We start from the raw sequence: 23,071 nt of genomic DNA on the forward strand, positions 1-23,071 counted from the left end.
GATCAGGTTAAATGTGTCGAAATACCAGGCACTTCGCAACTGCTTTACGCAGATGCAGCTTCTTCCTGTCGGGAAATGTCTGTAGACTTGTATCTTCACTTTGAAGTGGTACTTTCTAATTCAACTTTTTAAAATTTCTTATGCTTCAAAAGCATTTGTGGCTGCTTGGAATGAGTACGCTGCTGGTTGTATCACCAGCCGCGGCCCAGCAGAAAAAAACGGCACCAACAGCCAAAACCACCACTGCCAGCGGCACCCGCCTGGTAGAAAAAGTGGCCAGCAAGCCCGGGGAAGTAGTAATTCCCTACGAGAAGTATAAGCTGCCCAACGGCCTCACGGTGGTAGTGCACGAAGACCACTCCGACCCGGTAGTGCACGTGGATGTAACCTACCACGTCGGCTCGGCCCGCGAAACCATCGGCAAGTCCGGCTTTGCGCACTTCTTTGAGCACATGATGTTCCAGGGCTCCGACCACGTGCCCAGCGGGAAGCACATCAAGCTGGTATCAGCGGCCGGCGGCGATATGAACGGCTCCACCAACCGCGACCGGACCAACTACTACGAAACCCTGCCCAGTAACCAGCTGGAAACGGCCCTGTGGCTGGAAGCCGACCGAATGGGCTTTCTGCTGGACGCCGTAACGCAGGAAAAATTTGAGATTCAGCGCTCTACGGTAAAGAACGAGCGTGGCCAGAACTACGACAACCGCCCCTACGGCCTGGCTTCCGAGTACGTAGCCAAAACGCTGTACCCCTACGGCCACCCCTATAGCTGGCTGACCATCGGCTACTTGGAAGACCTGGACCGGGCTGACGTAAACGACCTGAAAAACTTCTTCCTGCGCTGGTACGGCCCCAACAACGCTACCCTGACGGTGGGTGGTGATGTGAAGCCCGCCGATGTAGTAAAGCTGGCCGAGAAATACTTCGGTTCTATTAAGCCCGGCCCCGCCGTGCAGAACATGAAGCTGTCTGCGCCCAAGCTGGCCCAGGACCGCTACGTGAGCTATGAGGATAACGTGCGTTTCCCCATGCTGCAAATGGTGTTCCCCACCGTGCCCCGTTACCACCCTGATGAAACGGCTCTGGATGCCCTGGCCGAAATCATTGGCGGCGGCAACAACTCCCTGCTCTACAAAAACCTGGTAAAAACGCAGAAAGCGGTACAGGCTTCGGCCAGCCACCCTACTGCTGAGCTGGGTGGTGAGTTTACCATCCGGGCCCTTAGCTTCCCCGGCAAAGGCCTCGACAGCCTGGAGCTGATTGCGCGCCGCTCCCTGCAGGAGTTTGAGAAGCGTGGCGTAACGGATGAGGATTTGCAGCGCTTTAAAGCCAGCCGCGAGTCGCAGACGATTAACGGTCTGGCCAGCGTAAGCGGCAAAGTATCCGAGCTGGCTGCTGCCCAAACGTTTACCGGCTCGCCTAACCGCATCACCAAGGATCTGCAGGAAATTCGGGCTCTCACGAAGGCCGATGTGCTGCGCGTGTACAACCAGTACATCAAAGGCAAAAAGGCTGTTATTCTGAGTGTAGTGCCCAAAGGAGCTGCTAACCTGGTAGCCAAAGCCAGCAACTTCACAGTTTCCAAAGATGGCTTCAAGGCTCCGGCCGATGAGTACAAAGGTCTGACGTATGTGAAGGCGAAGGACTCCTTCGACCGCAGCCAGCAGCCCAAGCCTGGCGCCAACCCCGTAGTAAAGGTGCCCGCCTACTGGCAGGAAACCATGCCTAACGGCCTCAAGGTAATTGGCACGCGCAACACCGAAATTCCGGCTGTAACCATGCAGCTCACCATTCCCGGCGGCCACCGCCTGGAGCAGCAGGACCCATCCAAAGCCGGTATTGCCTCGCTCACGGCGGCTATGCTGAATGAAGGCTCGCAGAAGTACACCAGCGAGGAGCTGAGCGCCGCCCTCGATAAGCTGGGTAGCTCCATTTCGGTAGTGCCCGGCAACGACAACACGACCATCTACGTGCAGTCCTTGACCAAAAATCTGGACAAGACGCTGGCCCTGCTGGAAGAGCGTCTGCTGCACCCCCGCTTCGACGAGACGGACTTCGCCCGGATCAAAAAGCAGACGCTGGAAGGCATTGCCAACCAGAACACGCAGGCCACAGCCATTGCCAACAAAACCTTTGCTCGTCTGATTTACCCTGCTTCGGATATCATGCGCGTGCCGTCCAGTGGTACCGTAGCCAGCGTGCAGGCGCTTACGCTGGAGGATGTAAAGCAATTCTACGCCCGCAACTACGCCCCCAACATCTCCAACCTGGTGATTGTGGGTGATGTAGACCAGAAGCAGATAGTGCCCAAGCTGGGCTTCCTGCAGAGCTGGGCCAAGAAAGACGTCACGCTGCCGGCCCCTACCACGGCCACCGCGCAGCCTGACAAAACGCGCATCTACTTCGTGAACAAGGAAGGGGCCCCGCAGTCGGAAATCCGGGTGGGTTACCTCAGCCTGCCCTATGATGCTACCGGCGAGTACTACCGTGCCGGCCTGGCTAACCATCTGCTGGGTGGCGACTTCAACAGCCGCATCAACCTGAACCTGCGCGAGAACAAGGGCTACACTTATGGCGCTTACTCGTACTTCAACGGCTCCCACTACGCCGGTCCGTTCACCGCTCAGGCTGGCGTGCGCGCCGATGCTACGGCGGCCTCAGTAAAGGAGTTTGTAGGCGAAATGAAGAACTACCGCACCGCCGGCATCAACGACGAAGAACTGCAGTTCCTGCAAACTTCCGTGGGCCAGAGCGACGCGCTGAAGTACGAAACCGGCCGTCAGAAAGCCGCTTTCCTGGGCCGCATGGTAGAGTACAACCTCAACAAAGACTATGTGCAGCAGCAAAGCGAGATTCTGCGCACGCTGAAAAAGGAGGATGTACAGGCCCTGGCCCAGAAGTACTTCACGCCCGATAACATGTACATTGTGGTAGTAGGCGACCGGGCGAAGGCCTTCCCCGCTATCAATGAGCTGGGCTACGAAGTAGTAGAGTTGGATCTGGAAGGCAACACAGTAGCTGCCGCTGCTGTGGCCCCAGCCGCCGCCCCTACTGCCGTAGACATGGCCAAACAACTCTCCGACAGCGACGTGAAAAAAGCCAAGGAGAAGACCAAGGGCGAGGACGGCAAGAAAAAGCGCAAGCAAAAAGCCGACGAGAACAGCACCAAGGTGAAAGAAAAGGATGACGCCAAGTAAGCGCTGACTCCAATGCAAAAGCCCGGTTTCCAGTTTTGGAGGCCGGGCTTTTTTGTGTCATCATTAAAACGGTCAGGCAGAGCGTGCCGAGTGAGGCTGCTCGCTTTGTCATATGCTGCTGTAGGCGGAGGGTTCAACCTCGCTCAACAGCACGCCGGGGTATTAATTGGTCAGGAGCATTTCGGCTACTTCGCGGCCCGTAGCCATAGCGGCGTTCAGCGAGGGATAAGCCGTATAATCTCCGGCGCGGTATAGGGTATCCGTTAGGCGAAGGGGCTGCTGAGCCGGTTGTTCCGGCAGGTATGCGGGCAGAGCGTGTGATAGGGCGTAGGTGCGCAGGTGCTGCCATTGCTGTACCGTAGGACCAAACCAGACCGTCAGCTCCGCTCGCAGCCTTTGGGTCAGCATTTCCTCCTCCAGCCCATGTTCCCCGTGGGTACTAACGGATACCAGCGTCTGGCCGCTAGGCGCGTAAGCCGGACTGACATCAGAAGGAAAGCAGACATTATGGGCCAGGCTGGGTGCTGCCGCATTCAAACGCAGTAGCCGGTCGGTGCGGCCAGGGGAGCTGCCCGGCGCCGCGAAATAAGTGCAGGTAGTGCGCCGCCAGTGCGTAACTACTGGATCCACAATGGAACGGGGTAGCAGACGGGCGGCGGCTTCGCCATCGGCCGCCACTATTACGGCCGAAGCTTCCAGGGTCTGATCAGTCCAGAGGCGTACGGTGGTACCATCTATGGCGGCTACGGGCGTACTCAGGCGCACGGCCCCATGGGGCAGGCGGGCGGCTAGCTGCTCCGGAATCTGCTGCATGCCCAATGCTGGTATTACCGCTTCGCCTTCCACAAACTGCTTAAAGACGAACTGAAAGAAGTTGGCGGCGGTGCTTAGGTCGCGGTCCAAGAACACGCCACCGAAGAAGGGCCGGAAAAAGGAGGTAATCATGGTTTCGCTCCAGCCATACTGGCGCAGAAACTGGAGGGTAGTCGTCGCTTTCAGGTGGTCCTCCGCCAGCAACTCCTCGCTGGAGTGCTTTTGCACGTGGCGCGCCAGACTCAAAATGCGGACCTTATCGGGCAGGGAGCCAATAGGGGAGGCCAGGGCCGTGAAAGCGGCAGTTGGCTGCTGCAAGGGGTTATGAAGGGTGCTCTGCCGCCCATTGGGCCGGCGAATAACAGCGCCGGAAGCAAAGGGCCTGAGTTGCAGGGCTCCGTAGTCGAGCAGGCGCTGCACCTCGGGGTAGCGCGTGAGTAGCACCTGAAAGCCGCGGTCCAGCCGGAAGCCTTCCGGGGTAATATCGGTGCGCACGCGGCCACCTACGGCATCAGAAGCCTCCAGCACCAGCACGGGGCGCCCGGCGCGGTGCAGATAGTTAGCACAGGTAAGGCCAGCCATACCGGCCCCAATAATGATAATGGGTTTCTCCGCAGTCATATCAGCCCAAACTACAAAAGCGGGTAGAAGGTTGGGCGCCCTGGCTTTGCTGACGGGGGCAATAAGCGGGCTAAACCGTATAGCTACGCACAGCCGTTATAAATCGGCGCAGCTTGTTGGGGTCCAGTTGCCCATTGGTGCGCACGCCGCTGCATACATCTACTCCAAAGGGCTTCACGATGTGTAGCGCTTCCTGCACATTCTCGGTCGTGAGGCCGCCAGCCAGGAAAAGGGGCAGGTTCACCCGGTCCCGAATGCGGCGGCTCAACTCCCAGTTGTGCACCCGCCCGGTGCCGCCCAGCTCTTTCACCGCTAAGTTGGGGTTGCCCGAATCCAACAGAATAGCATCTACGTGCGGCGCCACCCGCTGAGCTTCTTCCAGCGCGGATTCATCTACCACGTGAATTACCTGCACCAACTGAATGCCTGGCAGCGCGGTGCGCAAATCCTGGTAAGAACCGGTGCTGAGCGTGTCTACCAGCTGCAGCGTGGTGGTGGCCGTACGGCACTGATGCGCAATAATGGCGCTGGTAGTAGTTTCACTGGTGAGCAGGAACGAGCCCACGGCCGGCGGCGTGAGCAGGGCCAGCCGACGCACCTGCTCATCGGTAATAACGCCGGGGCCGCTGGGCATTTTGGCCACCAGGCCCAGGGCATCGGCACCTGCCGCCACGGCTATGGCCAGTTCCTGCGGCGTACTGATGCAGCAAATCTTAATGCGGGGGTAATAAAGCGGAATAGCCATTGGGGAGGCTCTACGAAGCAGATCAGTAATGAGTTAAGATGGTCAGCTGGTTTCGGTGATTTACTGGAATCCGCCAGTGGCAACTCAAAACAGCTTGCGCCGCTTCATGATTTTGCGCGTTTTCATGGTGTAGAACTCCGCTACGCCGGAGCGCTGCAGCTGCACCTGCCAGGCACCCATCACCTGGCCCAGGCGGTAGCCGGTAGCCTGGTCCTGCGGGTATTGCTTTTTGATAAGGGCATAATCAGCTGCTGAAATATCCTGGCCCACCTCGCCGTGGCAGCGCAGGCACTCCTGGCTGCTGAGCACAATGGGGCGTTGGTAGAAAAACGCCTCGGCGGATGGGCGGCGCACCACGCGCTGGGTATCGGGCTGCAGCTCGGTGGCGGGCAGGGTGGCGCGGTTAGATGGGTTGCGGGGGCGCAGGCTCACCCGCCGTACGGTGGCCTGCAAGGTGCGGGCCAGGGTATCAATGGTGGCATAGCGCTCCGGGCGGCAGTAGGACAGGGCCTGGGCTACCCCGCCTTTTTGCAATTCATCCTTCAGCAGCAGCTGCAACTCCCGGTTACCCTGGTTGCTGACGGAGTCACCGGCCCAGTGGGTGGCGCGCAGCAGGTCTTTGGGCATAATACGCTTCACCTGCCAGTTTTCGGCCTCAATGGCAATGCGCTTGGTGTCCTTGAGGTGCTCTATCTGATCGGGGCGGCAGCCGGCGGCCAGCAGGACCAGCAGCAAAATGGCGGAAAAACGGAGGGGCATGGCGAAGGTGAAAAACGGGTGGCAGCCAGCGGGAAAGTCGGCTACCGGAAAACAAAGAGACGACAGCCGGGGCATTTTCCCAAGGAAAAACCTGGGCAACAGCCAGAAGCGTACAAGCTAACTGATTGATTCTGCGTTTCTCTAACCGGGAACCGGTTGGCAGGTTCCTCGGGTTTGTTTCCGTACCTTTGTACTCCCAATACAATACTCTGAAGGCAAGATGCTAGATAAACTGGAGGCCATTCAACAGCGCTTCAACGACGTAAACGAACAGCTCATGCAGCCCGATGTCATGAGCGACATGAAGCGTTTCAAGACCCTCAACAAGGAATTCAAAGACCTGAACAAAATCGTGACGGAGTACAAGGCGTATCAGAGCGTCCTCTCCAACATCGATAGCGCCAAGGAGGTTATTTCAACCGAGAAAGACGAAGAATTCCGCCAGATGGCGAAGGACGAGCTGGAAGCCCTGCTGCCCGAGCAGGAGCGCCTCGAAACAGTCATAAAAGACTTGCTGCTCCCCAAAGACCCCAACGATTCCAAGGATGTTATCATGGAAATCCGGGCCGGGGCCGGCGGCGACGAAGCTGCCATTTTTGCCGGCGACCTGCAGCGCATGTACATGCGCTACGCCGAAAAGAACGGGCTGAAAATGGACCTGATTGACGCCACCGAAGGTACTTCCGGCGGCTACAAGGAAATTATTCTGGCCGTGAAGGGCGAGGACGTGTACGGCAAGCTCAAGTTTGAGTCAGGCGTGCACCGCGTACAGCGCGTGCCTGCCACTGAAACCCAGGGCCGCATTCATACCTCCGTAGCCTCCATCGTGGTAATGCCCGAGGCGGAGGAGCTGGACGTGGAAATCGACATGAACGATGTGCGTAAGGACCTGTTTATGTCGTCGGGCCCCGGTGGTCAGTCGGTAAATACCACGTACTCCGCCGTGCGCCTCACCCACTTGCCTACGGGTCTCGTGGCCCAGTGCCAGGACCAGAAGTCGCAGCTCAAAAACTTCGATAAAGCTCTGCAGGTACTTCGCTCGCGCCTTTATGAAATTGAGCTGGCCAAGAAAAACGAAGTAGAAGGTGCCGCCCGCAAGAGCATGATTGGCGGCGGCGACCGTTCCGATAAAATCCGCACCTACAACTACCCCCAGGGCCGCGTAACCGACCACCGCATTGGCTATACGGTGTACAACCTGGCCAGCGTGATGGAAGGCAACATCGACGACTTTGTGGAGCAGCTCCGCATTGCCGAAAGTGCCGAGCGCCTGCGCGAAGGCGTGGCGTAATAAGCCCCGGCAGTAACCGTTTGTCATCCTGAGCAGCGCAAAGGACCTTGTCACGGCAGAACGATTCGTTGTTCTCCTTACCTTCACCGTGATGAGGCCGTTTGTGATGCTCAGGATGATTCTTTTTTAGGCTGATGACTCGTATGCGCTTTCTGCTCCCGTTGCTATTGATGTTCTCCGCGGCCCTCTCGCTGCTGCCGGGCTGCGAGCCCAAGGAAGATATAGTAACCAAGGACCCAAGCGCCCGCCTGGAGTTTTCCGCCGATACCGTGCTGTTCGACACCGTTTTCACCCAGATTGGCACCGTTACCAAGCGCCTGTGGGTGTACAACCGCAACGCCCGCGCCGTGCGCGTAGAGCAGGTGAAACTGGCCGGGAAGGCCGGGGCTACCTATTCCCTCATTGTGGATGGAGATGCCCGGCAGTCGGCAGAAAACCTGGAAATCAAGGGCAAGGACAGCCTGCAGATTCTGGTGCGCGCCGTGCTGGGCCCCGGCAGCGAGAACAAGCCCTTTCTGGTAGAAGACCTACTGCAGTTCCGCACCAACGGCAACGACCAGGACGTGAAGCTGGTGTCCTACGGGCAGAACGCCTACTACCACTCCGAGGAAATCCTGCCCTGCAACGAAGTATGGCGCAACGACAAGCCCCACGTAATCTTTGGCTATGCGCTGGTAGATGTGGATTGCCGCCTTACCATAGAAGCCGGCGCCCGGGTATACTTCCACGCCGGAGCCGCCATGGTAGTGCGCGGCCAGCTGCTGGTAAACCCGGACCTGCAGCCCGATGCCCCCCTGAAGCCCACCGACCCGCGCATCGTGCGCTTTGATGGCGACCGGCTGGAGCCAGCCTACGACAACATTCCCGGGCAGTGGGCCGGCATTCAGTTTGATGCCAGCAGCCGCAACAATGTAGTGCGATATGCGGAAATCCGGAACGCTGCCTTTGGCCTGCTGGTCAACAACTTTGAGGCGAAGGAGCCTTTCCCGGGTGTGAAGGTGGAAAACACCGTGTTCCGGAATATATCCGGCGGTGCCCTCAACTTTGGCAGCACCTCGCTGCCCTTTGGCGGCGGCATCCTGGGCTTCTCGGGCAACTTTGAAGTCAACAACTGCCTGTTCTCCAACTGCGGCGAGTATGCCTTAGCGGGCTTCCAGGGCGGCACCTATATGTTGCGCTACTGTACCATTGCCAACTTCACGCCCGAGTTCCTGCGTCGCGAAACGAATTCCCTCACGTTCTCCGACGAGTTACCCATTCAGGACCCCAAACGTCGCATCAGCCCCACCATCAATATAAAAAACAGCATTGTGTGGGGGGATCATAAAGATAAAGAGGAGCTATTCTTCCACCATGCCGAGCGGTACCTCGCCAACATTCAGGTAGACCATAGCCTGCTGCTCACCCAGGCCTATAAGGGTGCCGCGAACAGCGCCACCAAGCCCGGTCTGGCCAACAATGGCAACCTCCTGAACCAGGACCCCAAATTCCGGAAGACGCCCTACAACAGCATCCCGGACAAGTTTGACTTCAGCCTGGATACTCTCTCGCCCGCCAGCAACCAGGCTGTGCCGCTGTCCGCCTTTCCCTACGACCTGCTGCGCGTAACCCGCGACGCCGCCACACCCGATATGGGCGCCTTTGAGCGGAAAAACCCGTAACCGATGATCTGGACGCAAAAGCGCCTGCGCCTGCCGGCTGTGCAGCGGGGCTTTCATCTGATTACCGATCTGCTGGTAGCGGAGCTGCCAGAGCTGGAGAAAATCCGCGTGGGCACGGCGCACTTCTTCATCCAGCACACCTCCGCCAGCCTCAGCATCAACGAAAACGCCGACCCTACTGTCCGCCACGACTTTGAGCAGTTTTTCAACCGCGCGGTGCCGGAAAACGCCCCCTACTTCCGCCACACCCAGGAAGGCCCCGACGACATGCCCGCCCATATTAAAGCCAGCCTGCTGGGCCATGCCGTAAGCGTGCCCATCAGCAACGGCGAAATGGCTTTGGGCACCTGGCAGGGAATTTACCTGGGCGAACACCGTAACCACGGCGGCCGCCGCTGGGTGGTGGCTACGTTGATGGGGGAGGAAAAATAAGCGTCTACCTCCCAACTATTTCCCCGTATAGCGGCTTATCCTCCCTTCGCCCGCTATGCTTTTCCTTCTTACTTCAGCCGCAAAACACGGTGGCCAGACCCTAACTCTGGGCCTGAGCCTGCTGCTTTCGAGCTGCCAGGAAAAGGCACCTGCGGTGGTAGAGCAGTCTAAACCAGCGGTTGAGAAACGTGCTCCTACTACGCCCGCCCCCGCTACGCCACGCGCCGCCTGCACCCTGGTAGACGATGCCGTGGCAGAAGCACCCTTCGAGCAGGAAATCACGACGGAGGAGCTGCTGGCCGATGGCGGTACCGTAGAAAAGCGCACCCCCATCAAAAACCGACACGTATCCGGCCAGGTAGATACGCTGCTCACCATCCGGCACCATCATAACCGTTTCGAGTACTACCAAACGCCCGAAAAAGACCTACTCCAGCAAGTCAGCATTACGGACTTCTCGCCAGTGTATGGGAAGCAGCTGCGCCACAAGCTAGGCGCCGCCTACAAAGCCCGCTACGCCGCCAAAACTGGCCGCTGCGACAGTTTACGCATTGCGGACACCAACCGGCTAAATACCGTAGCCATGACAATGCGCAATGGGCAGGTAAACGCCGTGCAGATTGAGTATTACGTGGATTAACCGGCCAATTCATTTATAAAAAAGCCCTTGCCGGTTATAACCAAGGCAAGGGCTTTTTTATAAATAAGAATGCCTGAGGCTATGGTATCAGTCGGGACGACGCGCTATACCGCAGGGTATCAAACAAAACCAGCTTCTGTACACCACGTACCTGATACGCGGCCAGCTTATTTTGCTGAGCGTGCAGCTCAAACTGTTTCTCGGAGAAAAACAGCGGGTTGTCCTGCGTTATCACGGCCTGTACATCCCGCACCTGCGGGCCTGCCGTTACTACCGTAAGCGTCCGGACGGGGTTTTCAATACCAGGACGGCGCGCATACGTCCGACGCAATAGGCCGTCGGCGGTTACGACTGAATCAATGGTATAGGCACCGCGCAGGGCTGGCTTGGTAATATCAGCCTGATAGAAGATTTGTAGCTCCTTCGTCCAATCTACCTGCGGGACACGGGTGGTTTCCTCCTGCCCATTGCGCAGCTGCACGTGCTTCTCAACGGCCGGCCGCTGCTGGTTCAGCAACGTGGCCTGCGCATCGAGAAACCCTTTCAGGTTGAAATAGCGGGACCGGATGGCAGGCTTAGGTGCACCGGCATCAGGCGTGCAGGCGGTTAAAAGCAAACCAACGGCTCCGGCCAGCCATACTTTACGCATGAGCTATTGCTGCAGCTGGCAGCAACAGGGAGTGCCCGGTCATTTCGGCGGGCTGGGGCAGGCCCATCAGTTCCAGCACGGTAGGGGCAATATCTCCCAGTTTGCCATCGGCGAGGGTGCCGGTATAGCTATTGTCGGCCAGGATGCAGGGAACCAGATTGGTTGTGTGGGCCGTGTTGGGCGTGCCGTCAGGGTTCACCATCATGTCAGCATTGCCATGGTCGGCAATAATAATGCAGGCATAGCCAGCCGCCAGGGCCGTTTCCACTACATCGTGAGTGCACTGGTCCACGGTTTCTACGGCCTTCACGGCGGCGGAAAACACGCCGGTGTGGCCTACCATGTCGGGGTTGGCAAAGTTCAGCACCACGAAGTCGGCGGAGCGGGCCTGCAGCTCCGGTACCAGCGCGTCGCGCAGGTCGTAGGCGCTCATTTCCGGTTGCAGATCGTAGGTAGCCACTTTGGGCGAGGCGCGCATAATGCGGCTTTCGCCGGGGAACTCTACCTCGCGGCCACCGGAGAAGAAGAACGTTACGTGCGGGTATTTTTCCGTTTCGGCAATGCGAATCTGATTCTTACCAAAAGCGGCCAGCACCTCGCCCAGCGTATTTTCGAGGTTATCCTTCTCGAAAATGGGGGTGACGCCTACAAACGTGTTGTCGTAGTTCGTCATGGTGAGGTAGTGCAGGTTCAGCCGATGCATGTTGTAGGCGTGGAAATCCTGCTGCGTCAGGGCCTGCGTGATTTCGCGGCCCCGGTCGGTGCGGAAGTTAAAGCAAATCACCACGTCGCCTTCCTGAATGGTAGCCAGCGGCAAGCCATCGGCCCCTACTTTCACAATGGGCTTCAGGAACTCATCGGTCACGCCGGCTTTGTAGGAGTCCAGCATGCTCTGAATGAGGTTCTGGGAAGGTGTGCCTTTGCCGTTCACCAGCAAATCGTAGGCTTCCTTTACCCGCTCCCAACGATTGTCGCGGTCCATGGCGTAGTAGCGGCCCACAATGGAAGCTATTTTGCCGCTGGCCCCGCGCTGCAGATGCTGCTCCAGGTCATTGACGTAGCTCACGCCGCCTTTCGGGTCGGTGTCGCGGCCATCGGTAAAGGCATGAATAAATACGTTGTGCACGCTTTCATCGTGTGCCAGCGTGCACAGGGCCTTCAGGTGCTCAATGTGGGAGTGTACGCCGCCATCGGAAAGCAGGCCAATGAGATGGACGTTCTTGCCGTTTTCGCGGGCATATTCAAAGGCCTTTACCAAGGCTGGAATCTGGCCCAGCTTCCGCTCCCGAATAGCTTTGTTAATGCGTACTAAATCCTGGTATACCACGCGGCCAGCGCCTATATTCATGTGGCCTACCTCGGAGTTGCCCATCTGCCCTTCGGGCAGGCCTACGGCCTCACCGGAGGCCTGTAGCTTGCTGTGAGGGAAGCGCTGAAAGAGAGAATCCACGTAAGGCGTATTCGCACTATCAATAGCCGACACCTCGGGGTTCGTGGCCAACCCCCATCCATCCAGAATGACCAACAATACCTGTTTATTCATGATGCAAAGATAACGGCCCTTCCCCGAACCGTCGGGTTTTTCTTACTATTGTGCTTTGGCGGGCAACGTAGATTATTATCACAGGCTTACGCGGTTGGCATAGTTTTGGTGAATGGCCAGGTATTCTAATATACTTATGAAAACTTCCTTTTTCCGTGTGGTAGTTCTGGTTGGGCTTTGGTTGCTGACTATTGTCGGTGCCTACGCCCAGGGTGAAGCCTTTGGGGCAGTACGGGGTGCGGTGCGGGGTGGCTCCTCGCACGGCGTGGCCCAGTATTTTGGCTCGGCCGTAGAGCTTGGTTTTGATGGCGACAAGCAAAGCTACAGCGCTACGCAGGCCGAGTTTGTCCTGAAAGACTTCTTTGCCAAGAACGCGCCTACCAGCTTTGAGTTTATTCACCAGGGCTCTTCCAACGAAGGCATTCAATATGCCATTGGCAAATACGTGGGCAAAAGCGGCTCTTATCGGGTATTTATCAAAATGAAACCCGCCCAGGGCAAGCTGCTTATTGACACGATTGATTTCACAAAAGAATAAAGAGGCCACCAGGAAGCAGGAAAGAAAGCGGCAAAAGGGTTGGCAACAGGCTTTAAACGAGCAACACCCACTCCGGATTGCCCACATTCCGAACTTCTTACTGATTCTGACCTCCTGAAAAAAGGCCCCGGCGTATGTCAGGGCCTTTTTCTATTTTTGCACCGTGCAAAACGCCCCGTACCTCACCCCGAAAGCTCTTTCTGAATTCATCCGAACTGCCCTGGCCGAAGATGTAGGCGACGGCGACCATTCGTCGCTGGCTTCTATTCCGGCTACGGCCCGCAACCGGGCCCGGCTGCTGGTGAAAGCGGAGGGGGTGCTGGCAGGCGTAGCACTGGCTGAGTTAATCTTTCGGCTGGTAGACCCGAGCCTGACCGTGGAAGTACAGCTCCCTGATGGTACCCGCGTGCGCCACGGCGACGTAGCCTTCACGGTAGAAGGGCCCGCCCGCAGCATACTAACGGCAGAGCGCCTGGTACTTAACTGCATGCAGCGCATGAGCGGCATTGCTACCCACACGGCCCATCTTACCGAGCTACTGGCCGGCACCAGAGCACGCCTGCTGGATACGCGCAAAACCACCCCCAACTTCCGCCTCTGCGAGAAATGGGCGGTACTGATTGGCGGGGGCACCAACCACCGCTACGGCCTTTTCGATATGATTATGCTGAAGGATAATCATGTGGACTATGCGGGCGGCATTCGGCAGGCTATTGAGGCTACTCACGCCTACCTGCGCCAGCTTGGCCGCACCTTGCCTATTGAAATTGAAACCCGCACACTGGCTGAGGTGCAGCAGGTGCTGGACACGGGTGGGGTAGACCGCATCATGCTGGACAATATGGCTCCTGCCCAGCTGCAGGAAGCTGTGGCCCTGATAGCCGGGCGCTTCCCCACAGAGGCTTCCGGGGGCATTACCGAGCAAACCATTGCGGAAGTAGGCGCTACAGGCGTCGACTTTATTTCGGTAGGTGCTCTCACGCACTCGGCCGGCAGCCTGGACATGAGTTTGAAAGCTTTTTAATGCGTTGCTAGTTGTGCGTTGCCGGTTGCCAGGTTGTTCTGGTAAATAACCGGCCACTGCAGCTGACAACCGACAACTGAACCAATGCAACAACCAAATCAACGCGGATTCCGCCAGGCTCAAGGTGCTTCGCCCCTGGCTATCCGCACCAAAAAAAGCCAGCTGGACTCGAATACCTACGTCCGCATGGCGCTTACCGAAGTCTGGAAAAAGGAGTGGTGGTACGCCCTCATTCCATTAGTCATTGTGCTGCTGCCGGCCATTTTCGTGTTTTCCTGGTGGTGGGTAGTAGCGGCGGTGGTCGTTACGGTGCTGTTCGTGGTGCTGCGCTCGGCCCAGGTGCAGGCCCTGGCTCAGATGGAGCAGACGAAAGCCCTGTTTGAGCGGGTGAATTACGAAATCGACCAGCGCCAGATTCTGATGCGCCTGAACGACAAGCAGGGCATGAACATTCCGTGGGAAATGGTAGAGAAAGTACGCCAGCAGGATGGGGCTTATCAGCTGTATCTGAAGGCACCCGCCAACGCCGAAATGCCCACGGGCTGGAAAGGCTGGGTAGCCCGCACCTTCACGGTTCCCATGTTCCTGTATCTGCCCACGCGTATCTTCAACTCGCCGAACGACCTGAAGCTGTTTGAATCGATGCTGCGCCGCAAGAACCTGCTGGCCGCCGAGACGAAACCGGCCGCTTAACCGTAGCCCCGACTACCTCGTACCTTTGCTTACGTCTTTTGCTGAATATCTATATGAACTCCAAACAACTGCTCCTCTGCCTGGCCGCTGGCCTGATGCTGGCCTCCTGCAGCGCCGAACCTTCTGACTGGCGTCCCGAAAAGAAAGTGTCGCTGGACATGGTAGCCCCCGGCACCCGCACGTCTCAATACTTTGATCAGCACACAGCTGAAGCGCCCAGCCAGCATAAAGGAGCCGCTATTGAAGAGCCTATCAGCTCGGGTGTGGATCTGGAGCGTGCTGGCAAAGCCCCGGCAGAACACTCCATTTCAACCAATGCGGAAAAAGTGGAGCGCACTAAAAACGAAGAGGATGCGCCCAAGCCGGCTAAGGCCAGCGATTCGCCCATCGGAGAATAAGCGTTTCCCATGTTGAAGTCTATTAAAGCAACCGCGGCTGGCCTTGTGCTGGTCGCGGTTAGCGCTTTAGCCGCCTGCCAAAGCGAGCCGGTGTCGACTACTGCTCCGGCAGCGGCCCCGACAGCCCAGGTAGCAGCATATGTGTGCCCCATGAACTGCGAAGGCAGTGCCAGCAACAAGCCCGGCAAGTGCCCCGTGTGCGGCATGGATCTGGAGCCTAACCCGGCCGCTGGCAAGCCGGCTGCTCCCGCCACCGACTCGCTGTAGCCGCCCCCGGCATTACTGGCCGCACCTATTTCATTGGTTTATATTTTCCCGCATGGTGCAGCCGTTTGACCCTGAGTGGTTCAATACGTGGTTTGACTCTCCCTACTACCACCTGCTATACCGCGACCGGGACCAGCAGGAGGCCGAGCACTTTATTGACCGGCTGCTGGAGCACCTGCACCCTAAGCCCACGCACCAGCTGCTGGATCTGGGATGTGGCAAAGGCCGCCACGCCATTTATCTAAGCCAGCACGGCTACGAGGTAACGGGGGTAGACCTTTCGCCCCAGAGCATAGCCTATGCCCGGCAGTTTGCGCACGAGCGTCTGCATTTCCATGTACACGACATGCGCGACCCGCTGCCCTACGGTCCCTTCGATTTCATTTTTAACCTCTTCACCAGTTTCGGCTACTTTGAGAACGAAACGGAGAATGTGGTAGCCCTACGCTCGGCGGTGCAGGCCCTGAAGCCGGGCGGTAAGCTGGTTATCGATTTCATGAACACCGAGCGCACCGTGCGGGAGCTGGTAAGCCAGGAGGAAAAGACGGTGGACGGCATTACCTTCCACCTCACCCGCCACCTGGATGCCGACTTCATTGTGAAGGACATTCGCTTTAAGGATGAATTCGGGCGGGCACACCACCATCAGGAGCGGGTACGGGCCCTGCGGCGGGAACAGTTTGAGGAGTACTTCTCCATGACGGACCTTCGCCTGGCCGAGGTGCTGGGTAACTATCAGCTGGAGCCGTATGATGAAGCAAACAGCCCCCGTATGATCTTCGTGCTCAAGAAATAAGGTGCCCTAAGTATCAGAAAATCCCAGGTTTCTGGTGTGCCGCGCCGCTGGAATAAACGAGGTTTTTCGCTAGCTATCAAAAGATCAACAACTTACTCTCTCCTTTATGTGGTTAGCCATTGCCGTGTTATTTGGAACGGTTCTCGGGGCTGGCTGGCTCACGCGTCTGATTCCAACGGCGCACACTACCTGGATGAAGCCGCTGCTGGCTTTCAGCGGAGCGTACCTGTTCACGCTCACGGTCACACATCTGCTCCCGGAAGCTTTGCAGCTTTCGCCTGACTCGCATCGGGTTGGGTATTTTGTGCTGGCTGGTTTCTTTGGACAGCTGCTGCTGGAGGTATTCTCGCAGGGGGTAGAGCACGGGCACATGCATCACCATACCGGCCATGCCGGGCGGGTACCGTTTCTCCTGCTGTTTGCCTTGGTGCTGCACTCGTTTCTGGAAGGCAGTATTCTGGTACGCACCCCCGAAGCCGGCGACATAGCGTCGAATTTCTATACCATAGTGGTGGGCGTGGCCCTGCACCATATTCCGGCGGCTATTGCGCTGATGGCGGCTCTTATGCTGCGCCTGGGTAGCTTTGCCCGGGCTTTACCCTTCCTGCTGCTGTTTGCTCTGGCCTCCCCGGCTGGTGTGCTGGTCAGCAACTATGTAGCGCTGGATGCATTGCTGCGGAACGGATGGTACGCTGCCTTGCTGGGGCTGGTAGCCGGCAATTTTCTACACGTATCCACTACCATCCTCTTTGAAACCAGCCCGGAGCACCGCCTGAACATGCCCAAGCTAACGGCTACGGTGCTGGGGGCGGGCCTGGCGCTGCTGGTAAGCTAGTCTATATCGAACGTAGGGCCGTACAGAAGCCGCTCCAATTGTGCAGCGCGGGCCTGCTGCCGTTGCAGCTCGGCCTGCAGGCTTAGCAGCCGCTGGCGCATGGCCAGCACAATATCTACGCCTTCCGGGCTTAGGCCCAGGTCGTGCTGTAAGCGGGCCAGTCGGGCCAGGTGGTCTGGTTCAGCCAGAATGGTATCAGGGGCCTCAGCGCGCTGCACCAGACCAAAATCGGTGAATTCCCGCAGGTCGGTTTCACTCAGCCCATAGACGGCAGCGCACTCCTGGTAGGTGATGGTAATGATATGCGTTTCCATGCTCTTCAGTTAACAGTTGAGTGTTATCTGTTCCTGTTGCCAGCACTGGTAAAAAGCAGTTCCTGCCCGGCAACTACGACCTATTCTTTGCGCAGGTCAGCCAATTGCTGAAACAGCTCTTTTTCCTTCTCCGTCAGGTGCTTGGGTAGCGTCAGCGAGAGGCGCAGATACAAGTCACCGAACTGGCCGGCGTGCCGGTAAACCGGGAATCCTTTGCCACGTAGGCGCAGGCGGGTGCCATTCTGGGTTTCAGGCTTAATGTTGATTTTCACCGGGCCCGATAAGGTTTCTACTACCTGCTCACCGCCCAGCAGGGCTTTGTAAATACTTACCGGAACTTCCATTGTCAGGTCGTGGCCGGTGCGGGTGTAGCGTGGGTCGGGCTTGATGCGGAAGGTAATATAGAGCGAGCCATTGGGGCCACCATGGCGCCCTGGGCCACCCTGGTCGCGGAGGCGGATAGTCTGGCCATCCTCCACGCCAGGCTGAATGGTGATGCGCAGGTTTTTACCGTGGACAGTGAGCGTACGGGGGCCGCCCCGGTAGGCTTCTTCCAGCGTTAGCTCCAGCTCGGCCTGATAATCCTGACCGGCCCCGGCGCGGGTGCCGCCACTACGGCCGCTCCCACCGCCCATGCCACCAAAAATGGAACTGAAGAAGTCTGAAAAGTCAGCATCGCCGAAGGGATTTTCGCCTCCACTGAAGCCGCCGTATCCCCCGGCTTCGGGCTGGCCATACTGGGACCAATCGAAGCCGCCGCTGCCCCGGCCAGTGCCTCCGGCCTGCTGGTAACGCTGCCAGTCGGCACCCAGCTGGTCATATTTCTGACGCTTTTCTTCGTCGCTGAGCACCTCGTTGGCCTCATTCACTTCCTTAAACTTACGCTCCGCATCCGGATTATTCGGGTTTACGTCGGGGTGATACTTGCGGGCCAGTTTGCGGTATTGCTTCCGAATCTGGTCTTTGGTAGCCGACTTATCGAGCTCCAGAACTTTGTAGTAGTCTTTATAGTCCACGGGGTGCAACGCTGGGCGTGAAAGAACTGACGAATAATAGCGCTAGCGCAGATATCCTGCATACGGGTACGCGGAAAGTATAGCTAGCGGGCGGAGTCAAAAACGAATCTGTAAAAAGCGAGGTTGCCACTTGGCCGCGCCTGTTACTTTTTGGCCTGTAATTTGTACTTTGAACGCCCTATCCCCCACCCTTTGTTTATTTTTTCTTCTATGACACGCTTTACTTATCTCACGTTAGCCTTAGCATTAGTTGGGCTCACTGCCCAGGCCCAAACGAAAAAGCTGCCCCCGCGCCGCCCGGTGGCTCCTAAGTCCCGCACTGCCCCCACCACAGTTTCGCTGAAGGAAGGCTATACTATAAAAGAGGGGAAGCTGCTGGTAACGCGCAGCGGCCACACTGACCCCGTCCTGCAGGATGAGACCCTGCTGAATGGCACCCGCATAAAAGCCAATGGCACCGTAGTTCTGCGCGACAGCACCACCGTGCAAATGAAGGAAGGAGACTTTATGTCCCTCACGGGCCGTGTGACTACCAAGGAAATGCGAATGGAGCAGGACAGTCTCTCCAAAGCGGCTTTTCAGGACACGCAGAAATCCAAGATGAAGCTGAAATCCAAAAAGGGACGCCGCAGCTAAGCGTCAGTTCCTGGTTGATAAATGGTAGAAGGGGCAATCTGGCGCAGGCTGGGTTGCCCCTTATCTGTTCGGGGTGTGCTGGGTATAGTCCAGCAAAATGGCCAGGGCCTCGGCGTCATCCATAGCCGCTACTACTTCATCAATCACAAACTGCACCTCAGCTTCCGTCCAGGTCTGCGCCTCGGCGGCTTTTACAAAAGCCCCCAGCGCGGTATACCGGCTGGTATAGTTGGCTATGGGCCACTGTACTCTCTTTTTAATGCGCATAATAAGCTGCTATAAGAATTTTAACGGGCCTTTTTCACCACTTTCAACTGCACCGGCGCTACGCCGGCTTTATCTACGCCAATCTTATGGGCCGCCTTGCGAGACAGATCAATAATGCGGCCTTTCACGTGCGGGCCCCGGTCCGTAATGGTGACTTTGACGGAGCGGTGGTTCTTTGGGTTGGTAACACGCACCACGGTGCCGAATGGCAGGGTATTGTGGGCGGCCGTGCGCTGCCCGGGCCGGTATACCGTACCACTGGCCGTTTTGCGCCCGTTGAATTTATCGGCGTAGTAAGAGGCCTGACCGGTTTGGGTAAACGCTTTGCCCCCGGCGCAACCCGTTAGAAAAGCTAAGGCCAGCAGGAGAAGAGAAAACGGACGCATGCCAAAAAGTAGGAAAAACTAACGGGGAAGGGGAGGGGCGGCTGGCCGCGGCGTCGGCAAACGTAGTGCCAGCAGATTGTTATAATTGCCCTGCAGTACATTAAAATCTACTGTACCCCGAATGCCGGGGACATAGGCTTCGTCGCTGTGCTGCCAGATAATCCATTTCTCGCGAGGTAGGGTGGGCTGGTCTACCTCATAGTGTGCCAGCCACAGAGGATATGCATCGAAATGCCCGGCCAGGTAGCGGCGGTAAAAGCTGTAGTTAGAATATAGGATAGGCCGCGCGCCGTAATGGCGTTCTACCAGCCGCAGCCAGGTGGCAATATGCCGGCGCATTACTGCTACGTCATGAAAGTCAGGCGCTTCTACATCCAGCACGGGTGGCAGGTCGCCGGGCAGCAGAGGAACGGTGCGCACAAATAGGCTGGCCTGCTGGGCGCCGTCGTAGTTAGGCTGAAAGTAGTGGTAGGCTCCCCGAAATACTCCGGCTTTGCGGGCTTCGCGCCAGTTGCGCTGGAAGCGCGGGTCGCGCAGACTTATGCCTTCGGTGGCTTTAATAAAAGCAAACCGCACGCTATTCGAGGCTACGCGGGGCCAGTCGATATGCCCCTGATAGGCCGAGACATCAATGCCATGCACGGAGTAGCCATCTAGAAAGGGAGTCCGCTCGGAGCCCGTCAGGTGCGGAGTAACCAAGGTCGCGTAGAGGCGGCGGGCATAGCGGTTTACCTGTCGGCGGTACTGGCTATAGATGCCGCCGGTCAGCACCAGCAGGAGCAGCAGGACCACCCACCAGCGGCGGGAAGTGCCGGTACGACGGCGAGTAACGGGTGGGCGGCGGCGAGAACGGCTCATAGGCAGGTGCATCACAAAAGTAACGCACCACATCCGGTTCTGGTACCTGCCGTGCGGCCACTATTCACCGGAAAGCCGCCGGAGTTTTTGCAACTTCGCCGCAAAGTCTGCTTGTATGTCTGTTTCTGACGACGCCCGGGACGAGTCCGGGCACTTGATTCGCGAGCTGCACGGCGTAAAGCTGGCGCAGATAATGGAGTATCTGGTGGCCCACTACGGCTGGCCAGAGCTGGACAGCCGTATTCGGGTGAACTGCTTTGCCGTCAATCCCAGTATTAAATCCAGCCTTACTTTTCTGCGGCGCACCCCCTGGGCCCGCACCAAAGTAGAGGAGCTCTACATTCAGGCCCGCACGGCCGAAGTGCTGGGTAAGCCCCGGCCGTAAATTCAGGCAGGTTATATAGGTGCAGGGTATATAGATAATACTCTATAACATAAGTTTTTATTACTCGTACCGCTGGCTCATTCTTGGGGTAACCGACAATGTGGTATGCTCCTTGTACTCAGAGGGCTATTAGCTCATCTTTTAATTTCACTTTTTGAATAGCCATGACTTCCTTCCTTCATAAATTCTCCAGTATTGCCGCATTTGTAGTCTTGTCTTGCACTGGCCAAATAGCTTCTGCACAAAATGCCGTTCAGCAAAGCAAAGGTGCTTTGGTGCAGAAAACAGATCGGCAGGTATGTATGACTCCTGCATTAACCGGGTTAACTACCTGCGTCAATATGAATCAGACACAGTATCTAATTACTCCTTCAGGCAATGAAACCTCGGTTTGGAAAGGTGTTATTCCTGCTTCACTACGTCCTGCCAAGACCTTAGTAAAAGACGCTACTTGGGAGGAACGTGGCCTTATATTTACAACGCATTCTGTAACCACAACTAGCGGCAATATTTCGCTCACCCTGCATTATAAAGCAAAAAAGGGCTAATACCTTTGCCCAATACTCCCTAAAACAGAAAGCCAGTTGTGACAACAATTGGCTTTCTGTTTTAGGGAGTATTGGATATTAACTTTAAATGAGTTGCTATGGCCGATACCTCGTCGAAATCCAGCCCGCCGGCCTTGCTCTTGGGTGCTGGTCTGTTTGTGTTGTTTGAGTTGGGTGCGTTTTACCTGTTACAGCTGCTTACCTCCGGATTGGGCATGAGCAATCAGCTGCAGCCGGAGAATACCATTGTAAGCAATTGGGTGAAGACGGTGGTATTTCTACTACTACACCTAACACTGGTAGTGGTGGCGGTGCTGGTGCTCAGTAACTGGTTGCCGCGCCGCCACCGCGGGCAACTAATGGGTTGGTTTTACCTGTCCCTGCTCATGAGCTTTGTACTCTTGTGGCCCCTGTTTAACTAGGTTACCGACGGTCCAGCCGCCAAAAAAAGAGCCACTACCTGTGGGCAGTGGCTCTGTAGAACCCAAAGTGAAGGGAGGTTTTAGCGCTGACGAATGGTGATTTCGCGGGGCTTGCCGGCGGCATCTTTGTAGGGAATACGCACCTGCAACTCGTTGTCCTCGTGTACGGCATCAATCCGGGTCAGATCCAAGGTATCAGGCAGCTCCAGCGACTGGGCAAAAAGTGGAGCACTGAGCTTGTCCTCCGGCTGATGCCGGAAGTCACAATACACCGTCAGGCGGTTGTGGTGCAGAACCACGTGAAAGTTTTCGGGCTGCACAGAAGGCGCCGCAACGTAAATAACGACGCCCTTCTCGCGCTTATCTACTCGCAACGTGCCCTGCGCCGTGCCGCCACCCAAGGTGTTAAGCAAGTCCAGCTGGGGAGCTAGGTTGTGAATAAATTCTTTGCTGATGAGCTTCATAGAGAAATCTGTAAGGTTATAACTGCATATTCAAACCCCGTACCAATCTGTCAGAAGCTGTGGATAAGTCATAGTGACGGAATAAAAGCGGCTTCTTGCTTTGCATTCGGCCATTTTGTCTGAAAGACGGCCAAAAAAAGCAGGCATCCCGGGAGAGGAATGCCTGCTTTTTAGGATAATACTACCGCTATCAGGAGCCTACACCGGAGCCTTGCTTAGAGGAGCCGGGAGAGGTTTGCTGACTGCCCCCACGCTGAGCAGCAGAAGCGTCCTGAACGGGTATATCGGTTGCATCACGGCCTACTCGTTCTGACATCTTGCCGCTGCTTTTGCCGGTGCTGCCATTCCCCTCGCCTTTCTGGGTGCTTTGGCCGCTGCGCACCTCAATCTGATGGCGCATGGTTTTCTGGGCATCCTTCGGAACATGTACGTGCAGCACCCCATCCTCAAAAGTGGCTTCAATCTTATTGGCGTCCACGGAATCAGGTAAATCAAAGGCCCGATAGAAAGAGCCGTAAGAGCTTTCTACCAAGTGGTATTGCCGCTCGTTACGCTCATTCCTGAATTGCCGCTCTCCGGAAATAGAGAGGCGTCCCTGTTGAAAATCCACTTTGATTTCGTCGCGCTTCAGCCCCGGCAGGGAGGCTTCAATCTCAAATCCCTGCTCTGTTTCAAAGGCATCTACTTGCGGCGAAAAGCTGGCTACTCGACCCTGCGAAGCCAGAGAGTCATTGAAGAACCGGTCCAGCATGGAGGAAAAGGTAGAGGGGGAACCGGAGAAGGAGTTTTGATACTTTTGAATAGCCATGGCTTTATAAAAATTAAATGGTGAAACCATAAGTATCTGCTTTCCTATATATACATAAGGAT

Annotated in this window: 28 protein-coding genes; 16 read left to right on the plus strand and 12 right to left on the minus strand. The window is 56.9% G+C overall.

Translation table 11 applies throughout. From position 1 onward, the window contains the following. Positions 1–170 precede the first annotated feature (170 nt). The gene (locus tag Q4G72_RS02000; protein ID WP_303309761.1) at positions 171–3,200 is read left to right on the plus strand and encodes a M16 family metallopeptidase; all 3,030 of its coding nucleotides are present in this window, start codon (positions 171–173) and stop codon (positions 3,198–3,200) included. Between the two features lie 162 nt (positions 3,201–3,362). Here Q4G72_RS02000 and Q4G72_RS02005 read toward each other — a convergent pair whose 3' ends face one another. The 3 genes from Q4G72_RS02005 to Q4G72_RS02015 form a co-directional block, all read right to left on the minus strand. Further along, positions 3,363–4,634, minus strand: coding sequence for a protoporphyrinogen/coproporphyrinogen oxidase (locus Q4G72_RS02005; RefSeq protein WP_303309762.1), 1,272 nt, complete (start codon positions 4,632–4,634; stop codon positions 3,363–3,365). Positions 4,635–4,704: 70 nt separating this feature from the next. After that, the gene (locus Q4G72_RS02010) at positions 4,705–5,379 is read right to left on the minus strand and encodes a phosphoribosylanthranilate isomerase (RefSeq protein ID WP_303309763.1); all 675 of its coding nucleotides are present in this window, start codon (positions 5,377–5,379) and stop codon (positions 4,705–4,707) included. Positions 5,380–5,463: 84 nt separating this feature from the next. Next, entirely contained in the window at positions 5,464–6,138 is a 675-nt protein-coding gene (locus Q4G72_RS02015; RefSeq protein WP_303309764.1) for a Tll0287-like domain-containing protein, read from the minus strand. Positions 6,139–6,358: 220 nt separating this feature from the next. Between Q4G72_RS02015 and prfA the strand changes: the two genes are divergently transcribed. From prfA to Q4G72_RS02035, 4 genes are all read left to right on the plus strand, one after another. After that, on the plus strand, positions 6,359–7,429 hold the full coding sequence (gene prfA / locus Q4G72_RS02020; protein ID WP_303309765.1) for a peptide chain release factor 1: 1,071 nt from the start codon (positions 6,359–6,361) through the stop codon (positions 7,427–7,429). 143 nt (positions 7,430–7,572) lie between these two features. Next, positions 7,573–9,090, plus strand: coding sequence for a right-handed parallel beta-helix repeat-containing protein (locus Q4G72_RS02025; protein WP_303309766.1), 1,518 nt, complete (start codon positions 7,573–7,575; stop codon positions 9,088–9,090). Positions 9,091–9,093: 3 nt separating this feature from the next. Continuing rightward, positions 9,094–9,522 (plus strand): secondary thiamine-phosphate synthase enzyme YjbQ, encoded by a 429-nt coding sequence (locus tag Q4G72_RS02030; RefSeq protein WP_303309767.1) that lies wholly within the window; start codon positions 9,094–9,096, stop codon positions 9,520–9,522. Between the two features lie 55 nt (positions 9,523–9,577). After that, the gene (locus Q4G72_RS02035) at positions 9,578–10,162 is read left to right on the plus strand and encodes a hypothetical protein (RefSeq protein WP_303309768.1); all 585 of its coding nucleotides are present in this window, start codon (positions 9,578–9,580) and stop codon (positions 10,160–10,162) included. Positions 10,163–10,241: 79 nt separating this feature from the next. On the opposite strand, the gene Q4G72_RS02040 is transcribed toward Q4G72_RS02035, so the two are convergent. Together Q4G72_RS02040 and gpmI are read right to left on the minus strand one after the other, a co-directional pair. Then, the gene (locus Q4G72_RS02040; protein WP_303309769.1) at positions 10,242–10,811 is read right to left on the minus strand and encodes a hypothetical protein; all 570 of its coding nucleotides are present in this window, start codon (positions 10,809–10,811) and stop codon (positions 10,242–10,244) included. Beyond that, on the minus strand, positions 10,804–12,354 hold the full coding sequence (gene gpmI / locus Q4G72_RS02045; protein WP_303309770.1) for a 2,3-bisphosphoglycerate-independent phosphoglycerate mutase: 1,551 nt from the start codon (positions 12,352–12,354) through the stop codon (positions 10,804–10,806). The genes Q4G72_RS02040 and gpmI overlap by 8 nt, the downstream gene beginning before the upstream one ends. 136 nt (positions 12,355–12,490) lie before the next feature. Between gpmI and Q4G72_RS02050 the strand changes: the two genes are divergently transcribed. The 7 genes from Q4G72_RS02050 to Q4G72_RS02080 all read left to right on the plus strand — a co-directional run bounded on the left by Q4G72_RS02050 (position 12,491) and on the right by Q4G72_RS02080 (position 16,905). Continuing rightward, complete coding sequence (locus tag Q4G72_RS02050) at positions 12,491–12,892, plus strand: DUF4783 domain-containing protein (RefSeq protein WP_303309771.1); 402 nt, start codon at positions 12,491–12,493, stop codon at positions 12,890–12,892. Between the two features lie 163 nt (positions 12,893–13,055). After that, positions 13,056–13,916 carry a carboxylating nicotinate-nucleotide diphosphorylase gene (nadC, locus tag Q4G72_RS02055; RefSeq protein WP_303309772.1) on the plus strand — a complete coding sequence of 287 codons (861 nt, stop codon included), beginning with the start codon at positions 13,056–13,058 and terminating at the stop codon, positions 13,914–13,916. A gap of 84 nt (positions 13,917–14,000) precedes the next feature. After that, positions 14,001–14,609 (plus strand): YcxB family protein, encoded by a 609-nt coding sequence (locus tag Q4G72_RS02060; protein WP_303309773.1) that lies wholly within the window; start codon positions 14,001–14,003, stop codon positions 14,607–14,609. A 53-nt stretch (positions 14,610–14,662) separates the two neighbouring features. Then, positions 14,663–15,007, plus strand: coding sequence for a hypothetical protein (locus Q4G72_RS02065; RefSeq protein ID WP_303309774.1), 345 nt, complete (start codon positions 14,663–14,665; stop codon positions 15,005–15,007). A 9-nt stretch (positions 15,008–15,016) separates the two neighbouring features. Next, positions 15,017–15,274: a heavy metal-binding domain-containing protein gene (locus Q4G72_RS02070; RefSeq protein WP_303309775.1), complete on the plus strand. Its 258-nt coding sequence runs from the start codon at positions 15,017–15,019 to the stop codon at positions 15,272–15,274. A 52-nt stretch (positions 15,275–15,326) separates the two neighbouring features. Beyond that, a complete protein-coding gene (locus tag Q4G72_RS02075; protein WP_303309776.1) occupies positions 15,327–16,070 on the plus strand; it encodes an SAM-dependent methyltransferase in 744 nt (247 codons plus the stop codon). A gap of 106 nt (positions 16,071–16,176) precedes the next feature. Then, a complete protein-coding gene (locus tag Q4G72_RS02080; RefSeq protein ID WP_303309777.1) occupies positions 16,177–16,905 on the plus strand; it encodes a ZIP family metal transporter in 729 nt (242 codons plus the stop codon). On the opposite strand, the gene Q4G72_RS02085 is transcribed toward Q4G72_RS02080, so the two are convergent. Together Q4G72_RS02085 and Q4G72_RS02090 are read right to left on the minus strand one after the other, a co-directional pair. Further along, the gene (locus Q4G72_RS02085) at positions 16,902–17,219 is read right to left on the minus strand and encodes a chaperone modulator CbpM (protein WP_303309778.1); all 318 of its coding nucleotides are present in this window, start codon (positions 17,217–17,219) and stop codon (positions 16,902–16,904) included. The two genes, Q4G72_RS02080 and Q4G72_RS02085, sit on opposite strands and share 4 nt — an antisense overlap. An 80-nt stretch (positions 17,220–17,299) precedes the next feature. Continuing rightward, positions 17,300–18,235, minus strand: a complete 936-nt coding sequence (locus tag Q4G72_RS02090) for a DnaJ C-terminal domain-containing protein (RefSeq protein ID WP_303309779.1) — start codon at positions 18,233–18,235, stop codon at positions 17,300–17,302. 210 nt (positions 18,236–18,445) lie between these two features. On the opposite strand from Q4G72_RS02090, the gene Q4G72_RS02095 reads away from it, so the two are divergent. After that, entirely contained in the window at positions 18,446–18,871 is a 426-nt protein-coding gene (locus Q4G72_RS02095) for a DUF6799 domain-containing protein (RefSeq protein WP_303309780.1), read from the plus strand. A gap of 60 nt (positions 18,872–18,931) precedes the next feature. On the opposite strand, the gene Q4G72_RS02100 is transcribed toward Q4G72_RS02095, so the two are convergent. Genes Q4G72_RS02100 through Q4G72_RS02110 form a run of 3 tightly spaced genes read right to left on the minus strand, consistent with a single transcriptional unit; the run spans position 18,932 to position 20,382 of the window. Beyond that, entirely contained in the window at positions 18,932–19,138 is a 207-nt protein-coding gene (locus Q4G72_RS02100) for a hypothetical protein (protein WP_303309781.1), read from the minus strand. A gap of 20 nt (positions 19,139–19,158) precedes the next feature. Continuing rightward, positions 19,159–19,524, minus strand: a complete 366-nt coding sequence (locus tag Q4G72_RS02105) for a septal ring lytic transglycosylase RlpA family protein (RefSeq protein WP_303309782.1) — start codon at positions 19,522–19,524, stop codon at positions 19,159–19,161. An 18-nt stretch (positions 19,525–19,542) separates the two neighbouring features. Next, positions 19,543–20,382 carry a glycoside hydrolase family 25 protein gene (locus Q4G72_RS02110; protein WP_303309783.1) on the minus strand — a complete coding sequence of 280 codons (840 nt, stop codon included), beginning with the start codon at positions 20,380–20,382 and terminating at the stop codon, positions 19,543–19,545. A gap of 115 nt (positions 20,383–20,497) precedes the next feature. Here Q4G72_RS02110 and Q4G72_RS02115 point away from each other — a divergent pair, with 115 nt between their 5' ends. The 3 genes from Q4G72_RS02115 to Q4G72_RS02125 all read left to right on the plus strand — a co-directional run bounded on the left by Q4G72_RS02115 (position 20,498) and on the right by Q4G72_RS02125 (position 21,737). Continuing rightward, positions 20,498–20,767, plus strand: coding sequence for a VF530 family protein (locus Q4G72_RS02115; protein WP_303309784.1), 270 nt, complete (start codon positions 20,498–20,500; stop codon positions 20,765–20,767). A 164-nt stretch (positions 20,768–20,931) separates the two neighbouring features. After that, the gene (locus tag Q4G72_RS02120; RefSeq protein WP_303309785.1) at positions 20,932–21,315 is read left to right on the plus strand and encodes a hypothetical protein; all 384 of its coding nucleotides are present in this window, start codon (positions 20,932–20,934) and stop codon (positions 21,313–21,315) included. 98 nt (positions 21,316–21,413) lie between these two features. Beyond that, positions 21,414–21,737 (plus strand): hypothetical protein, encoded by a 324-nt coding sequence (locus Q4G72_RS02125; RefSeq protein ID WP_303309786.1) that lies wholly within the window; start codon positions 21,414–21,416, stop codon positions 21,735–21,737. A gap of 80 nt (positions 21,738–21,817) precedes the next feature. Here Q4G72_RS02125 and Q4G72_RS02130 read toward each other — a convergent pair whose 3' ends face one another. Further along, positions 21,818–22,201 carry an Hsp20/alpha crystallin family protein gene (locus Q4G72_RS02130; RefSeq protein WP_303309787.1) on the minus strand — a complete coding sequence of 128 codons (384 nt, stop codon included), beginning with the start codon at positions 22,199–22,201 and terminating at the stop codon, positions 21,818–21,820. Positions 22,202–22,391: 190 nt separating this feature from the next. Continuing rightward, positions 22,392–22,952: an Hsp20/alpha crystallin family protein gene (locus Q4G72_RS02135; protein ID WP_303309788.1), complete on the minus strand. Its 561-nt coding sequence runs from the start codon at positions 22,950–22,952 to the stop codon at positions 22,392–22,394. Between the last annotated feature and the right edge of the window lie 119 nt (positions 22,953–23,071).

The organism is Hymenobacter sp. BT730, from assembly GCF_030542105.1.
Classification (GTDB): domain Bacteria; phylum Bacteroidota; class Bacteroidia; order Cytophagales; family Hymenobacteraceae; genus Hymenobacter.

Bases quoted from the DNA above. Each gene is read 5' to 3' on its own strand.
- Q4G72_RS02110 (WP_303309783.1), bottom strand. From the start codon at position 20,382: ATGAGCCGTTCTCGCCGCCGCCCACCCGTTACTCGCCGTCGTACCGGC.
- Q4G72_RS02080 (WP_303309777.1), top strand. From the start codon at position 16,177: ATGTGGTTAGCCATTGCCGTGTTATTTGGAACGGTTCTCGGGGCTGGC.
- Q4G72_RS02120 (WP_303309785.1), top strand. From the start codon at position 20,932: ATGACTTCCTTCCTTCATAAATTCTCCAGTATTGCCGCATTTGTAGTC.
- Q4G72_RS02075 (WP_303309776.1), top strand. From the start codon at position 15,327: ATGGTGCAGCCGTTTGACCCTGAGTGGTTCAATACGTGGTTTGACTCT.
- Q4G72_RS02025 (WP_303309766.1), top strand. From the start codon at position 7,573: ATGCGCTTTCTGCTCCCGTTGCTATTGATGTTCTCCGCGGCCCTCTCG.
- Q4G72_RS02010 (WP_303309763.1), bottom strand. From the start codon at position 5,379: ATGGCTATTCCGCTTTATTACCCCCGCATTAAGATTTGCTGCATCAGT.
- Q4G72_RS02125 (WP_303309786.1), top strand. From the start codon at position 21,414: ATGGCCGATACCTCGTCGAAATCCAGCCCGCCGGCCTTGCTCTTGGGT.
- Q4G72_RS02035 (WP_303309768.1), top strand. From the start codon at position 9,578: ATGCTTTTCCTTCTTACTTCAGCCGCAAAACACGGTGGCCAGACCCTA.
- Q4G72_RS02060 (WP_303309773.1), top strand. From the start codon at position 14,001: ATGCAACAACCAAATCAACGCGGATTCCGCCAGGCTCAAGGTGCTTCG.
- Q4G72_RS02115 (WP_303309784.1), top strand. From the start codon at position 20,498: ATGTCTGTTTCTGACGACGCCCGGGACGAGTCCGGGCACTTGATTCGC.
- Q4G72_RS02040 (WP_303309769.1), bottom strand. From the start codon at position 10,811: ATGCGTAAAGTATGGCTGGCCGGAGCCGTTGGTTTGCTTTTAACCGCC.
- Q4G72_RS02065 (WP_303309774.1), top strand. From the start codon at position 14,663: ATGAACTCCAAACAACTGCTCCTCTGCCTGGCCGCTGGCCTGATGCTG.
- Q4G72_RS02135 (WP_303309788.1), bottom strand. From the start codon at position 22,952: ATGCTGGACCGGTTCTTCAATGACTCTCTGGCTTCGCAGGGTCGAGTA.
- Q4G72_RS02030 (WP_303309767.1), top strand. From the start codon at position 9,094: ATGATCTGGACGCAAAAGCGCCTGCGCCTGCCGGCTGTGCAGCGGGGC.
- gpmI (WP_303309770.1), bottom strand. From the start codon at position 12,354: ATGAATAAACAGGTATTGTTGGTCATTCTGGATGGATGGGGGTTGGCC.
- Q4G72_RS02100 (WP_303309781.1), bottom strand. From the start codon at position 19,138: ATGCGCATTAAAAAGAGAGTACAGTGGCCCATAGCCAACTATACCAGC.
- Q4G72_RS02005 (WP_303309762.1), bottom strand. From the start codon at position 4,634: ATGACTGCGGAGAAACCCATTATCATTATTGGGGCCGGTATGGCTGGC.
- prfA (WP_303309765.1), top strand. From the start codon at position 6,359: ATGCTAGATAAACTGGAGGCCATTCAACAGCGCTTCAACGACGTAAAC.
- Q4G72_RS02085 (WP_303309778.1), bottom strand. From the start codon at position 17,219: ATGGAAACGCATATCATTACCATCACCTACCAGGAGTGCGCTGCCGTC.
- Q4G72_RS02105 (WP_303309782.1), bottom strand. From the start codon at position 19,524: ATGCGTCCGTTTTCTCTTCTCCTGCTGGCCTTAGCTTTTCTAACGGGT.
- Q4G72_RS02000 (WP_303309761.1), top strand. From the start codon at position 171: ATGAGTACGCTGCTGGTTGTATCACCAGCCGCGGCCCAGCAGAAAAAA.
- Q4G72_RS02015 (WP_303309764.1), bottom strand. From the start codon at position 6,138: ATGCCCCTCCGTTTTTCCGCCATTTTGCTGCTGGTCCTGCTGGCCGCC.
- Q4G72_RS02095 (WP_303309780.1), top strand. From the start codon at position 18,446: ATGACACGCTTTACTTATCTCACGTTAGCCTTAGCATTAGTTGGGCTC.
- Q4G72_RS02050 (WP_303309771.1), top strand. From the start codon at position 12,491: ATGAAAACTTCCTTTTTCCGTGTGGTAGTTCTGGTTGGGCTTTGGTTG.
- Q4G72_RS02130 (WP_303309787.1), bottom strand. From the start codon at position 22,201: ATGAAGCTCATCAGCAAAGAATTTATTCACAACCTAGCTCCCCAGCTG.
- Q4G72_RS02070 (WP_303309775.1), top strand. From the start codon at position 15,017: ATGTTGAAGTCTATTAAAGCAACCGCGGCTGGCCTTGTGCTGGTCGCG.